This is a genomic window from Nonomuraea fuscirosea, from assembly GCF_035917475.1.
GTDB classification, from domain to species: domain Bacteria; phylum Actinomycetota; class Actinomycetes; order Streptosporangiales; family Streptosporangiaceae; genus Nonomuraea; species Nonomuraea fuscirosea.
Genome location: NZ_CP109074.1, coordinates 7,681,448 through 7,695,081 on the forward strand (window position 1 = coordinate 7,681,448; position 13,634 = coordinate 7,695,081).

The window sequence follows — 13,634 nt, forward strand, 5'->3', positions numbered from 1 at the left end:
CCCGGCCCCCGTTCGACTCCCGCCAAGCCCCGTTCTGCTCTCGCCGAACCCGGAGGAGGCCGTTGCGCGCTCCCCCGAAACGATGGATACGCTCGTACGATGCACGACCCGATCATCACCACCGACAACCTCACGGTCGAGCTGGGCGGCAACCCCGTGCTCCGGGACCTGCGCCTGACCGTCTCCCCCGGCGAGATCGTGGCGGTGGTGGGCCCCAACGGCTCGGGCAAGTCCACCCTCCTGCGCTGCCTGGCCGGTCTCCAGCCGGCCACCTCCGGAGAGATCCGGGTGTTCGGCGAGCCCCCTGCCGACGACGCCGCCTTCTGGGGGCGCGTCGCGTTGCTGGCTGACGAGCCCGCTTGGTATCCGGGGCTCACGGCGCGCGAACATCTGGAGCTGATGGGAGCCGTGCACGCCCGTCCCAGGATGTCGGTGGACGCGGCGATGGAGGCGTTCGCGCTGACGGAGCGGGGCGACGCGCCGCCGCTGAACCTGTCCACCGGCCAGCGCCAGCGCCTCTGCCTGGCCGCCGCGCTGCTGCGGCCGAGCACGTTGCTGCTGCTGGACGAGCCGGAGCGCGGCCTGGACGCCGCCTTCCGCGACCGCCTGACCGGCCTGCTCGCCGCGTACGCGGACGAGGGCGGCACCGTCGTCATGGCCACCCACGACGAGGGCCTGGCCGCCGGAGCCCGGCAGATCTCTCCTGCGGGGGTGGGCGCGTGAGCGGGCCGGAGGTGAGCGTGCGGACGGTGCGGGCCTACCTCCGCTCGCGCGGCCGCGCCCCCGCCACGATGATCGACCGCTACGCCGCCGTCTTCGGCATGGCCATGATCGTGGCCGTGCTCGGACGCCCGCTGTCCGGCCTGCTCACCGGCCTGGCCGGGCCGATCGACCCGGTGCGGGCCGGCGCGGGTGCGGCGCTGCTCGCGCTCGCCGTGGCGGGCTTCCTGGCGGCGGCCCGCGCGGCGGGGCCTGTCCTGCTGCCCGCCGCGGACGCGTCCTGGCTGCTGCTCTCCCCGCTGAACCGGCGCCACCTCCTCGGCCGGACGGCCCGCGCGCTGGGTGTGATCGCCCTGGTGGCGGGCGTGCTGCTGGGCGTGGGGCTGCTGGCCGTGCTGGGCGCGCCCGACCAGCTCGGGTGGCGGCTGGTCGGCGCACTGGTGCTCGGCGTCTCCGCGACGGCGGGCGGGCTGGCGCTGGCCGTGCTCGGGCAGGTCTCCCAGCCCTGGCAGATCTGGCTGACCAGCGCGATGGCGGTGCTGCTGGTGCTGGCCGTGGTGGCGGTGAGCGGGCAGCTCCGTACGGTGGTGACGATCGCCGCGAGCGCTCCTCTCACCGCCCTGGCCGCCGCCGCGTCGGGGGCCGCGGTGCTCTCGGCCCTGCTGGTACGGCGGGCATGGACCTCCCTCGACCGTATCCCCACCCGCACCCTCGCGAACGCCTCGACCAGGGCCGGCCATGTGGCGCGGGCGACCGTCTCCCTCGACCCCGGCGCGCTCACCTGGATCGCCGAGGACAACCGCTGGCGGGCCAGGCGGCTCACCTCCAGGCGGTGGCCGTCGCTGCCCGCGCCGTTCGCGCTGGCCTGGCACGACTGGCGCAAGCTGGCCCGCACGCCGGGACGGCTGGCGGCCGTCGCGGCGACGACGGCACTGCCCGCGGTGCTGGCTCAGGCGGGCGGCCCGCCGGTGGCGCTGGGGGCGGCCGTGCTGGCCGGCGCGCTGGCCGTGGCCTCGTTGGGTACGTCGGGCGCCCGCAGGGACGCCGACAACCCGGCCCTGGCCAGGCTCATCGGCGTGGGCCGCCGCCCGGCGCTGGCGGCCCGCGCGGCCCTGCCCGCCCTGCTGGCCGGCGTCTGGGCGGCCACCGCCCTCACCGCCCTGACCCTGGCCGTCCCCGCAACGCTGCAGACGGCGGCAGCGGGAGCCGGGGCGTGGTGGGCGCTGGGGCTGCTGGCCGGGCCCGCACTGGCCGCCGCCTCACTGCGGATGGCCAGACGCGCCCCGGTCGACCACTCCATGCCGGTTCTCGACACCCCCGGCGGCGCCATCCCGACCGGCCCGCTGCTCTGGGCGGCCACCGGCCCCGACCTGGCCCTGCTCGGCTGCCTCCCCACCGCGACGGCACTGTTCACGCAGCCGGCCGTGCTGACCCCGTTCCTGATCGCTCAGGCTGCCATGGGTGCGGTGGTGCTCATGGGGTACGTGTGGCGGACGGGTCGGATGAGGTAAGACCTCGCTCGGCAAGCGGGGTCAGGTGACGTAGACGTCGCTGGGCACGCCTCCGTACGGGATCGTCCGGTCCTTCTTCATGCCGATCCGCTCGGCCACCCGGCGCGAGGGCAGGTTGATGTCCCTGATCACCGCGACGACCTGCCCCAGCCCTTCGCCGACGTCGAGGGCGGCCCTGGCCAGCTCGACCGCGTACCCCTTGCCCCAGGCGGCGGGGCGGAAGCGGTAGTACAGGTTCAGCACCTCGCGCCCGTCCACGATCGCGCGGCGCAGCCCGCCGAACCCGAGCACGAGCGGCTCGTCCAGCGGCCGCGCCGCCCAGTAGCCGATCCCCCGCTCCTCCCAGTCGGCCAGCCACAGGTCGAGCATGGCGCGGCTGGACTCCGGGTCGGTCACGGGGCCGCTCGGGTGGTAGACGCTCGTCCGCGGGTCGGCGTGAATCTCGTGGACGGCGTCCAGATCGTCGACCGTGACCCGAGATAGGACCATACGCGCCGTATGTACCACTTCCATGCTTTCAGCGTATCCGCCGCCATCGAGATGGCGATCGGACGAAGGCAGCGCAAAGGGCCTCCGGCGATGAACACCAGAGGCCCTCGGCCCGCAGGGGCTACTTCTTGGCCTTGTCGGCGCTGCCGTCGGTGGAGAGCGCGGCGACGAAGGCCTCCTGGGGCACCTCGACCCGGCCGACCATCTTCATCCGCTTCTTGCCCTCCTTCTGCTTCTCCAGCAGTTTGCGCTTACGGGAGATGTCACCGCCGTAACACTTGGCCAGGACGTCCTTGCGGATGGCCCTGATGTTCTCGCGGGCGATGACCCTGGCCCCGATGGCGGCCTGGATGGGCACCTCGAACTGCTGCCGCGGGATCAGCTCGCGCAGCTTCTTGGCCATGTCGACGCCGTAGCCGTAGGCCTTGTCCTTGTGCACGATGGCGCTGAAGGCGTCGACCGCCTCGCCCTGCAGCAGGATGTCGACCTTGACCAGCTCGGCCTCCTGCTCGCCGGCGGGCTCGTAGTCGAGCGAGGCGTAGCCGCGGGTGCGCGACTTGAGCTGGTCGAAGAAGTCGAAGATGATCTCGCCGAGCGGCAGCGTGTAGCGGATCTCGACCCGGTCCTCCGACAGGTAGTCCATGCCGAGGAGCTGGCCGCGCCGCCCCTGGCAGATCTCCATGATCGCCCCGATGAACTCGGACGGCGCCAGGATCGTGGACTTGGTGACCGGCTCGAAGACCTGCGCGATCTTGCCCCCGGTGGGGAACTCCGACGGGTTGGTGACGGTGAGCTCTTTCCCGTCCTCCATGACCACGCGGTAGACCACGTTGGGCGCGGTGGAGATCAGCGACAGCCCGAACTCCCGCTCCAGCCGCTCGCGCACGATCTCCATGTGCAGCAGCCCGAGGAAGCCGACGCGGAAGCCGAACCCGAGCGCCGCCGAGGTCTCCGGCTCGTAGACCAGCGCGGCGTCGTTGAGCTGGAGCTTGTCGAGCGCCTCGCGCAGCTCGGGATATTCGTCGCCGTCGATCGGGTAGAGGCCGGAGAACACCATCGGCTTGGGGTGCTCGTAGCCCGCCAGCATGTCCGTGGCGGACTTGACCGCGGAGGTGACGGTGTCGCCGACCCGCGACTGGCGCACGTCCTTGACGCCGGTGATCAGGTAGCCCACCTCGCCCACGCCCAGGCCCAGGTCGGCGACCTTGGGCTCTGGTGAGATGACGCCGATCTCCAGCGTCTCGTGGGTGGCGTTGGTGGACATCATCAGGATGCGCTCGCGCTTGCCCAGGTGGCCGTCGAACACCCGGACGTAGGTGACCACGCCGCGGTAGGTGTCGTAGACGGAGTCGAAGATCAGCGCCCGGGCGGCCGCGTCGGCGACGCCGACGGGCGGGGGCACGGTCTGCACGACGTGGTCGAGCAGCTCACGCACGCCCACGCCGGTCTTGCCGGACACCTTGAGCACGTCGGACGGGTCGCAGCCGATCAGCCCCGCGAGCTCCTCGGCGAACTTCTCCGGCTGCGCGGCGGGCAGGTCGATCTTGTTGAGCACGGGGATGATGTGCAGGTCGGCGCTCATGGCCAGGTAGAGGTTGGCCAGCGTCTGCGCCTCGATGCCCTGGGCCGCGTCGACCAGCAGGATCGCGCCCTCGCACGCCTGCAGCGACCGGGACACCTCGTAGGTGAAGTCGACGTGCCCGGGGGTGTCGATCATGTTGAGCACGTGACCGTCCCACGGCAGCCGCACCGCCTGCGACTTGATCGTGATGCCCCGTTCGCGCTCGATGTCCATCCTGTCGAGGTATTGGGCACGCATGGAACGGTCGTCGACCACGCCGGTGATCTGCAGCATGCGGTCGGCAAGCGTCGACTTGCCATGGTCGATGTGCGCGATGATGCAGAAGTTGCGGATCAACGCGGGGTCGGTCTGGCCAGGCTGAGTGCGCACCGAAGTCCGTTTCGACAGGGTTGAGGTAGAGCAGTCTTTTATGGTGACATGCCCGGGTGATAGCCCGGACCGTCATCCGCCGCGGCCTGCGCCTGGTCGCGCTGGCCTTGGCCGTCGTAGTCGCGCTGGTCGGCCTCCTCGCCGTGGCGCTCCGCCTCCAGTTTACCGGTGCCCCGGCGGCCTGGGCGAAGAGCACGGGCAACGACGCCCTCTGGCTGGGCCACGCGTGGGTCGACGGCCGCCGCACGGAGCACGACGTGGAACTGCTCGCGGTACGGCTGCGCGCCACGGGCATCAAGGACGTGTACGTCCACTCGGGCCCCTTCGAGTACGACGGCCGATTAGATCCCGCTAAATACCCCAATGCCGGAAATTTCATCTCTTGGATGCGGGAGCGGCTGCCCGGGATCCGCATCTCCGCCTGGCTCGGCCAGACCGTCGACGCGGACCTCGACGACCACCTCGACCTCGACGACCCGAAGTCCCGCGAGAACGTCCTGGCCGGCGTGGCCGCCGTCATGAAGACCGGCTACGACGGCATCCACTACAACTTCGAGCCGATCGGCGACGCGGACACGGAGTTCCTCGACCTGCTCGACCGGACCAGGCAGTTCACGAAGCTCCTGTCCGCCTCCACCCCGCAGATCGAGCCGTACCCGGGCATGCGCCTGACCGCCAGAGCCCTGCTGGGTCACGACAAGTACTGGTCCGAGGGATATTTCAGTGAAGTCGTGCACCGGGTGGACCAGGTGGCCGTCATGACGTACGACTCCTACACCCCGCTGCAGTCGCTCTACGGCGGCCACGTGGCCCGCCAGGCCCGCCTCGCCCTGGACCTGGTACCCGCCGGGAAGTCCCTGGTCATCGGCGCCCCCGCCTACCACGACCACGGGGTAGCATGGCTGGACGCCGCCGAGAGCGTCGAGATGACGGCCGAGGGCGCCAGGCTGGCGCTGTCCGGGCACGGCCGTCGCGAGCGGTTCGGGCTGGCCCTCTACGTGGACTTCGCGGCCACGGAAAAGGATTGGCACGAGTACATGACACGATGGCGTTGATTTGAGCAGCGGCCTGGGTTATTGGTAGCCTGGGCAACTGCGTGTGGCGCGCCCTCTCTCGAGCCCGCGCGCCCCGTCCAATCACTTCAGACTTCACCGAGGCTTCTTCGTGGCGAACATCAAGTCCCAGATCAAGCGCAACAAGCAGAACGAGAAGGCTCGTCTGCGCAACAAGGCAGTCAAGTCCTCGCTGAAGACTGCCGTCCGCAAGTTCCGCGAGGCCGCCGAGCAGGGCGACGTCGAGCAGGCCGCAGCCCTTCAGCGGGTCGCCGCCCGTCAGCTCGACAAGGCCGTCAGCAAGGGCGTCATCCACAAGAACCAGGCCGCCAACCGCAAGTCCGCGATCGCCAAGCAGGCCGCGGCCCTGGCCGCCAAGTAAGCGCGACCGGATCAGCAACGCCGCACTCCACGTCGGAGTGCGGCGTTCTTGTTTTTGTCGGGACTTTGTCACGGTTTCGATATCACACTGCCGTATCGGGTGAGTCACCGTTGCAAAGATCGCCTTGCCCCTCGCTCCGCGCGTGCTCGAAAGTGCACTAAACGGGGTTAAGGGGGGACATATGCGGGGGCCGCTCGTCGTCAAACGGGCGTTCAGCGAGCCGTTGCTCCTGCTGGCCGCGTTCGGGTCGATCCTGCTCGCCACGACCACGCTCGTGGCGCTGACCATGTACGCCTCCTCCATCGCCGAAGCCGGTGTCCGCCGGACGATGGAGACCGCCTCGTACGAGCAGACCGCCGTCACCATCAGCGCCTCCGTGACCGCGGAGACGTTCCCGAAGTACGACGCCTCCATCCGCGCCGAGCTCGCCAAGGCCTACCCCAGCACGCCCGCCGTCACCACCAGTCTGCGCTCCGACTCCTACACCATGCCGGGCCAGGAGGACAGGAAGCTGCCCGAGCTGCTCAGGTTCGGCAGCTACGACGGCCTCGACCAGCAGGCCAGGCTGGTCTCAGGCACGTGGCCCAAGCCTGCGCCCGAGCCGGGACCCAAGCCGGGGAACGACCCGGTCGAGGCGGTGCTCTCACTGTCGGCGGCCACGGCGACCGGGTTCGAGGTGGGCCACGAGTACACCGTGCGGGGCCGGCTCGACCCGCGGCCGGTCAAGGTCCGCGTGGTCGGCGTCTTCCAGCTCGACGACCCGTTCGGCGCACGATGGGCGGGCGAGCAGCTGCTCAGCACGGGCCTCGAGCGCCGCGACTTCACCACGTACGGGCCGCTGATGGTCGCGCGTGAGACGTTCGTCGGCCGGTTCGCGACCAGCGTCAACGCGACCTGGGCCGCCGTGCCCGACCTGCGCGCCATCACGCCGGAACGGCTGCGCCCGCTGGCCGGCGCCGTCGCGGACCTGGGCGACCGGCTCAAGGCCGCCGGGTGCACCGGCTGCGAGACGGCCAGCCGCCTGCCCGAGATGCTCACCCAGCTCGACACCGCCTCGCTGGTGGCCCGCTCCACCATGCTGATCCCGGTGCTGCAACTGCTGTTGCTGGCCGCGTACGCGCTGATGCTGACCGCGCGGCTGCTGGCCGACCACCGCCGCATGGAGGTGGCGCTGCTGCGCTCGCGCGGCGCGGGCACCATGCGGCTGGCCGCGCTGGCCGGCGGCGAGGCGCTGCTGGTGGCTCTGCCCTGCGCGATCGTGGCGCCGTTCCTCGGGCCGCCGCTGCTCGCGCTGGTCACCATGCTGCCCTGGATCAGGGCCTCGGGCGTGCGGCTCGCGCCGGTCGCGGACCTGGGCACGTTCCTCGTGTCGTCCGGCGTGGCGCTGGCCGCGGCCGTGCTGCTCATGCTGCCCGCCCTGGCCGGCGCGCGGCGCACGTACGTGGAGGAGCAGTCGGCGCGCGGACGCGGCGGCGGGCGCGGGCTGATCGAACGGGCGGGCGCCGACCTGGCGCTGCTGGTCGTGGCCGGACTGGCCATCTGGCAGCTCCAGCGCTACGGCGCGCCCGTGACCACCACCGCGCAGGGCGGGCTGGGCATCGACCCGCTGATCATCTCCGGGCCCGCGCTGGCCCTGCTCACCGGCGGCATGCTGGGGCTGCGGCTGGTGCCGCGCGTGTCCAGGCTGGCCGAACGGGTGACGTCCAGACGGCCCGCCCTCGCCCCCGCGCTGGGCGCCTGGCAGGTCAGCCGGCGGCCGCTCAAGTACGCCGGCCCCGCGCTGCTGCTCACCATGGCCGTCGCGATCGGCATCGTCTCCCTGGCCACCACCGCCACCTGGCGTTCCTCGCAGCTCGACCAGGCCCGGCACCAGGCGGGCGCCGACCTGCGGCTGTCGGGACCGCCGGACGGGCCCGAGCTGGGCGCGCTCGGGCGCGGCACCGCGTTCACCACCCTGCCTGGACTCACCGCCGCCTCCCCCGGATACCGGGGCCAGAGCGAGGTCGGTGGCGAGAACGCGCTGCTGCTCACGCTCGACGCCGGGAAGATGGGGGAGCTTTTCCACCTTCGTCCAGATCTGTCGGCGCAGACGACCGCCGAGCTGTCGCGGGGTCTGGCCGGCGACGTCGCGGGCAAGCTCGACCTGCCCGGCCGGCCCACCACACTCAGCCTGGCCGCCCGGGTGAGCACGGACCTGCCGCTGCGGCTCGTCCTGTCCGACGCCCTCGGCGTGTGGCGGGAGGTCTCGCTCGGCGTGCTCAAGGCGGGCGAGAACCAGGTCGACGTGGACCTCCGGGCCCTGGCCGGGCGGAGCGGGGCGCTGTCGTACCCGATCTCGCTGCGCGGCCTGCTCTCCGGCGTGCCGGAGAGCGAGGCGAACCTCACCCTGACCGGCCTGCGCGCCGACGGCCGGGACGTGGCCGCGCCTCCGCTCACGATGACCGTCGGCACCGGGCCGGGATCGGCCGCGTTCGCGGCGCCGCCGCGGCTCGGGCCGCTGCCCGTGGTGCTCACCGCCGACCTGGCCGCCTCGCTCAAGCTGGGCGTCGGGCAGGTCGGGAAGGCCAGCATCGACCGGCGGGTCCAGACGGTCAAGGTCGTCGGCGTCGTCGAGACGATGCCCACCGCGCCGGCCGGGCAGAAGGCCGTACTGGCCGACTGGAGCACGATGCAGGCGCACGAGCTCGCCGCGGCCCAGTCGCCGCGGCCCGCCACGGAGTGGTGGCTGGCCGGGGACGGCGCGGCGGCCGTGGCGGCGCTCGGAAAACACCCGGAATGGGACGTCTCCGTGCTCGACCAGCGGGCGCTGGCCGCGACGCTGCAGAACGACCCGCTGGCCAGCGGGCTGCAGGGGGCGCTGATGCTGGGGTTCCTGGCGGCGCTGGTCTTCGCCGTGCTGGGGTTCCTGGTCAACGCGGCCGTCGCGGCGCGGGAGCGGATGGCCGAGTTCGCGATCCTGCGGGCGCTCGGGGTGAACTCGCGGCAGGTGTTCGGGATCCTCGCGATGGAGCAGACGTTCGTGGTCGGGCTGTCGCTGGTGGCCGGGACCGGGCTCGCGATCGTCGTCGGGGTGCTGGTGGTGCCGCACATCGTGCTGACCGGCCAGGCGGCGGCCGTCACGCCGGGGGTGCTGCTCGACATCCCGTGGGCGGCGACCGCGGTGATGCTGGTGCTGGTGGCCGGGGTGCTGTTCGCGATCGTCGCCGGGCTGACGCGCAACCTGCGCCGGCAAGGGCTCGCCTTCCGGGAGGAACAGTGACGATTCCGGCCGCTCGCCCGGCAGGAACGGCGAGGATCCGGCTGCTCGTTCTTCGGGAGGAACAGTGAGGATCCGGCTGCTCGCCCGGGAGCATCTGGGCACGGTCGCCGTGCTCTTCGTGCTGACGCTGGGCGCCTGCCTGCTGGTCGCGGGCCTGCCCAGGGCGACGCAGGCGGCGTACGACGAGGCGCTGCGCCGCGACCTCCAGGCCGCGCCCGCCGTCCAGACCGACCTGGCCGTGACCGTCTCATCCGGATCGCGCGCCGAGGACCTGCACGAACGCGCCCAGTTCGACTCCCGCGAGCGCCTCTGGCGCGAGATCCTGCCGCCCGAGCTGCGCCCGCTGGCCGCGCCCAGCAGTGCCGGCCACATGAGCGCCAAGACCACGCTCACGCCGATCACCGGCACCGGCGGCAAGTCCTTCCTCAACCTGGGCTGGCTCTCCGACGCCGATCGGCGCGTGGACTGGGTGCGCGGGCGCGCGCCCGGCGCGCCCGCCACGACGCGCTACGAGGGCGAGACGATCCCGGTCTTCGAGGTGGGCGTCGTCGAACAGGCCCTGGACAAGATGAACCTGCGGCTGGGCCAGACGGTGTTCGTCGGCGAGAACGACTACGCCGCCGTCAAGATCGTCGGCGTCTTCCGCGCCAAGGATCCCGGCGACCGCTACTGGTCCCACAACTCCGACATCCTGCGCATCCTCGAAGAGCAGCCGCCCGGCCGCCAGGACTTCGTCCGGCACATCACCACGCTCACGTCCGACGCCGGGCTCAGCGCGCTCAGCGGCGAGGGACGCAACCTGACCTACCGCTGGATCCTGCCCCTCGTCCCCCGGGCGGCCGACGCGCTCGACGTGCCCGGCCTGCGGGCGGCCGTCCACGAGTTCGACCGGGTCGTGGCGCTCCAGACCGTGGGCACGTCCAGCCCCTACTACCTGGTCACCGGGCTGCCCGAGCTGCTCACCGGCTTCCTCGCCGAGCTGTCGACCGCGCAGACCGTGATGTACCTGGTGCTCGGCGGGCTGCTGGCCGTGGCGCTCGGCGTGATCATCCTCGCCGTACAGCTCCTGGCCGACAAACTCGACCACACGCTGAGCCTGGCGCGGGCCCGGGGTGGCTCGTTGCCGCAGGTGGCGGGGACGGCGGCGGCGCTGACCGCGCTGGCCGTGGCGCCCGCCGCGGTGATCGGGTACGCGCTGTCGTACCTGGTGCCCGGTCCCGTCCTGCCCGTCGTGCACGCCGGGCCGGTGATCGTGGTGGTGGTGACCGTCGGGTTCGCCGTCGTCAGGCCGGCTCTCCTGCACCGCACGCCCCTGCACGAGCGGCGCGAGGACGTGGCCACCGCCCGGCCGTCCGCCCGGCGGATCACGCTTGAGGTGCTGGTCGTGGTGCTGGCGCTGGCCGGGGCCTATCTGCTACGGGCCCGCGGGCTGAACGCCTCGGCGGGGCAGGACCCGTTCCTGCTGGTGGTGCCCATCGCGCTGACCGTGGCGGCTGCGCTGATCACCTTGCGCTGCTATCCGTACCCGCTGCGGCTGTTCGTCCGGCTGAGCGCGCGCGCCCGCGCGGCCGTGCCGTTCCTCGGGCTGACCAGGGCGGCCAGGTCGCGATCCGGCAGCGTGCTGCCGGTGCTGATCCTGCTGCCGGCGCTGGGCGTGTCGGTGTTCGCCGCCGTCGTCTCCGACGGGATCGCGAGCACGCAGCGGCTGGCGGCCTGGCAGCAGGTGGGCGCACCGGTCAGGGTGAGCACGGAGAGCGAGATCCCGGCCGACGCGATCGAGCGGGTGCGCCGCCTGGCCGGGGTGGAGCAGGTGGTGCCGGCCCAGACGGGACGGGTCCAGGTCGGGTACGGCGCCGAACGGGCCGAGGCCATCGCCGTGGACGTGGCCCAGTGGCGCGCCATCCTCGGCGACGCCCCCGTCGGCCTGCCCGCGCTGTCCGACGGCGTGCTCGTCTCCCCTGAGCTGCGCGGGCGGGGAACGCTCGAGATCGGCTGGCAGTCGCGGCTCAAGCTGGCCACGCGCGGCGTGATCGAGTCGGTGCCCGGCTTCTTCACCACCGGCAAGTTCGTCGTCGTGCCCATCGGCGTGCAGCTGCGGCCCGCCGTGAACACGCTGCTGATCAAGGGCGACGTCTCGCTTCCCGAGCTGGCGCGGCTGGTCCCCTCCGCCCGCGTCGTCTCCCAGGAGAGCGCGATGGCGGCCATCCAGGACGATCCGCTGACCAGCACCGTCCGCTCGACGCTCGTCGTGGTGACGGTCGCGCTGGCGGCGTACGCGCTGGTCGCCGTCGTCCTGTCGCTGGTCGTCGGGGCGGCCGAGCGGGCCAGGACGGTGTCGTTCCTGCGTACGCTGGGGCTGTCCGAACGCCAGGCGCAGCGGCTGACCGTGCTGGAGATCCTGCCCATGATCCTCGTCACCGCGCTGGTCGGGCTCGGCCTGGGCCTCGGCCTGCCGGCCGCGCTCGGGCCCGGCGTCGACCTGTCGTCCTACGCCGGTGACCTGGCCGTCGGCGACTACTCGCTCGACCTGTTCCTGCCGAGCGCGCTGGCCGCCGGGCTGGCCGTGGTCGCCGTGCTCGGCGCGTACGCGCACACCGTCATCAGCCGTCGTCGCAGCCTCGGCGCCGTGCTTCGAGTGGGGGACTCCACATGAACCCGACCCTGTCAGAGCTGGAAGCCAAGGCCACCCGCCAGAAGGCCGCCTTCGGCGGCGACTCGCACATCGTGTGCGACAACCTCGTCCGCATCTACAAGACCGAGGGCGTCGAGGTCGTGGCGCTGCAGGGTCTCGACCTGGTGATCGACAAGGGCGAGCTGGTGGCCATCGTCGGCGCGTCGGGATCGGGCAAGTCGACGCTGCTCAACGTGCTGTCCGGGCTGGACGTGCCGACGGCCGGGGTGGCCAGGGTGGCGGGCATGGACCTGCTGTCCATGAGCCCCCGCGATCGGCTGCGCTACCGGCGTTCCGTGGTGGGGTTCATCTGGCAGCAGACGGCGCGCAACCTGCTGCCGTACCTGACCGCTCGGGAGAACGTCGAGCTGCCGATGAAGCTCGCCTCCCGCGGCAAGGCGCGGCGGGGACGGGCGGAGGAGCTGCTGGAGCTGCTCGGCGTCGACTCCTGCGCCGGCCGCAGACCCCCCGAGCTGTCCGGCGGCCAGCAGCAGCGCGTCGCCATCGCCGTCGCGCTGGCCAACTCCCCGCAGCTCATCCTGGCCGACGAACCGACGGGCGAGCTGGACAGCGAGACGTCGGAGCAGGTGTTCGACGCCCTGCGCACAGCCAACAGGGAACTGGGCGTGACCGTGGTCATCGTGACGCACGACCCGCTCGTGTCCGAGCAGGTGGACCGCACGGTGGGCATCCGCGACGGCCGTACCAGCAGCGAGACGCTCCGGCGCGAGGGCGCCGAGGGCCAGATCATCGCCGAGGAGTACGCCGTGCTCGACCGCGTCGGACGGCTGCAACTGCCCCGCGACTTCACCAGCGCCCTCGACATGGAGCGGCGGGTCCGCCTCGAACTCGAATCCGACCACATCGGCGTGTGGCCCGCCCGTGAGGAGCCCTCGAATGACTGACTCGCCCCTCGTCGTGGTGGAAGGCCTGCGCAAGGTCTACCGGACCGGGCCGAAGGAGGTCGTGGCGCTGCGGGACGTGACGTTCTCCATCCATCCCGGCGAACTGGTCGCCGTACGGGGCCGGTCGGGCTCCGGCAAGACCACCCTGCTCAACCAGATCGGCGGCCTGGACAACGCGGACGCCGGCCGGGTCGTGGTGGACGGGCACGAGGTCACGGCCATGTCGGAGGACGAGCTGCTGGCCCTGCGCCGCGACGTCGTCGGCTTCGTCTTCCAGTCCTTCGGCCTGATCCCCGTCCTGTCGGCGGCCGAGAACGTCGGGGTGCCGATGCGGCTCCTGCGCACGCCCGTGGAGGAGCGGGAGGCCCGGGTCCGGATGCTGCTCGCGCTCGTGGGGCTGGAACAGCACGTCAACCAGCGGCCGTACGAACTGTCCGGGGGTCAGCGGCAGCGGGTGGCCATCGCCCGCTCCCTGGCCAACCGGCCCCGGCTGCTGGTGGCCGACGAGCCGACCGGGCAACTGGACTCGCAGACGGGGCGGCAGATCATGGAACTGCTGCGGGCGCTCGTACGGAGTGAGGGGGTCACGGCGCTGGTGGCCACGCACGACGAGAGCTTGATGACGGTGGCGGACCGGGTCCTGGAGATCAGCGACGGCGTCATCCACGAGGCCGCCCGCACCTGATCCCCCGGG

General features: G+C 72.2%; 10 protein-coding genes. 8 read left to right on the plus strand and 2 right to left on the minus strand.

The genetic code is table 11. From position 1 onward, the window contains the following. The first annotated feature begins 99 nt into the window (after positions 1-99). Positions 100-723, plus strand: coding sequence for a heme ABC exporter ATP-binding protein CcmA (gene ccmA, locus OIE67_RS34940; RefSeq protein ID WP_326628535.1), 624 nt, complete (start codon positions 100-102; stop codon positions 721-723). Next, positions 720-2,231, plus strand: a complete 1,512-nt coding sequence (locus OIE67_RS34945; protein ID WP_326628537.1) for a DUF6297 family protein — start codon at positions 720-722, stop codon at positions 2,229-2,231. Before ccmA ends, OIE67_RS34945 begins: the two co-directional genes overlap by 4 nt. Before the next feature lie 21 nt (positions 2,232-2,252). On the opposite strand, the gene OIE67_RS34950 is transcribed toward OIE67_RS34945, so the two are convergent. Next, positions 2,253-2,744 carry a GNAT family N-acetyltransferase gene (locus OIE67_RS34950; RefSeq protein ID WP_326628539.1) on the minus strand — a complete coding sequence of 164 codons (492 nt, stop codon included), beginning with the start codon at positions 2,742-2,744 and terminating at the stop codon, positions 2,253-2,255. A gap of 97 nt (positions 2,745-2,841) precedes the next feature. After that, positions 2,842-4,671 carry a translation elongation factor 4 gene (lepA, locus tag OIE67_RS34955; RefSeq protein WP_326628541.1) on the minus strand — a complete coding sequence of 610 codons (1,830 nt, stop codon included), beginning with the start codon at positions 4,669-4,671 and terminating at the stop codon, positions 2,842-2,844. Between the two features lie 56 nt (positions 4,672-4,727). Between lepA and OIE67_RS34960 the strand changes: the two genes are divergently transcribed. From OIE67_RS34960 to OIE67_RS34985, 6 genes are all read left to right on the plus strand, one after another. Next, positions 4,728-5,726 carry a glycoside hydrolase family 18 protein gene (locus OIE67_RS34960; protein WP_326628543.1) on the plus strand — a complete coding sequence of 333 codons (999 nt, stop codon included), beginning with the start codon at positions 4,728-4,730 and terminating at the stop codon, positions 5,724-5,726. A gap of 109 nt (positions 5,727-5,835) precedes the next feature. Further along, positions 5,836-6,105, plus strand: coding sequence for a 30S ribosomal protein S20 (gene rpsT / locus OIE67_RS34965; protein WP_106235424.1), 270 nt, complete (start codon positions 5,836-5,838; stop codon positions 6,103-6,105). A 181-nt stretch (positions 6,106-6,286) separates the two neighbouring features. Beyond that, the gene (locus tag OIE67_RS34970) at positions 6,287-9,364 is read left to right on the plus strand and encodes an ABC transporter permease (RefSeq protein WP_326628545.1); all 3,078 of its coding nucleotides are present in this window, start codon (positions 6,287-6,289) and stop codon (positions 9,362-9,364) included. A gap of 64 nt (positions 9,365-9,428) precedes the next feature. Beyond that, on the plus strand, positions 9,429-12,017 hold the full coding sequence (locus OIE67_RS34975) for an FtsX-like permease family protein (protein WP_326628547.1): 2,589 nt from the start codon (positions 9,429-9,431) through the stop codon (positions 12,015-12,017). Beyond that, entirely contained in the window at positions 12,014-12,940 is a 927-nt protein-coding gene (locus OIE67_RS34980) for an ABC transporter ATP-binding protein (protein WP_106235418.1), read from the plus strand. Before OIE67_RS34975 ends, OIE67_RS34980 begins: the two co-directional genes overlap by 4 nt. Continuing rightward, positions 12,933-13,625 (plus strand): ABC transporter ATP-binding protein, encoded by a 693-nt coding sequence (locus OIE67_RS34985; protein WP_326628550.1) that lies wholly within the window; start codon positions 12,933-12,935, stop codon positions 13,623-13,625. Before OIE67_RS34980 ends, OIE67_RS34985 begins: the two co-directional genes overlap by 8 nt. Positions 13,626-13,634 lie beyond the last annotated feature (9 nt).

Coding starts and splice junctions, on each gene's coding strand:
- ccmA (WP_326628535.1), top strand. CDS start 100: ATGCACGACCCGATCATCACCACCGACAACCTCACGGTCGAGCTGGGC.
- OIE67_RS34950 (WP_326628539.1), bottom strand. CDS start 2,744: ATGGAAGTGGTACATACGGCGCGTATGGTCCTATCTCGGGTCACGGTC.
- OIE67_RS34970 (WP_326628545.1), top strand. CDS start 6,287: ATGCGGGGGCCGCTCGTCGTCAAACGGGCGTTCAGCGAGCCGTTGCTC.
- OIE67_RS34980 (WP_106235418.1), top strand. CDS start 12,014: ATGAACCCGACCCTGTCAGAGCTGGAAGCCAAGGCCACCCGCCAGAAG.
- OIE67_RS34985 (WP_326628550.1), top strand. CDS start 12,933: ATGACTGACTCGCCCCTCGTCGTGGTGGAAGGCCTGCGCAAGGTCTAC.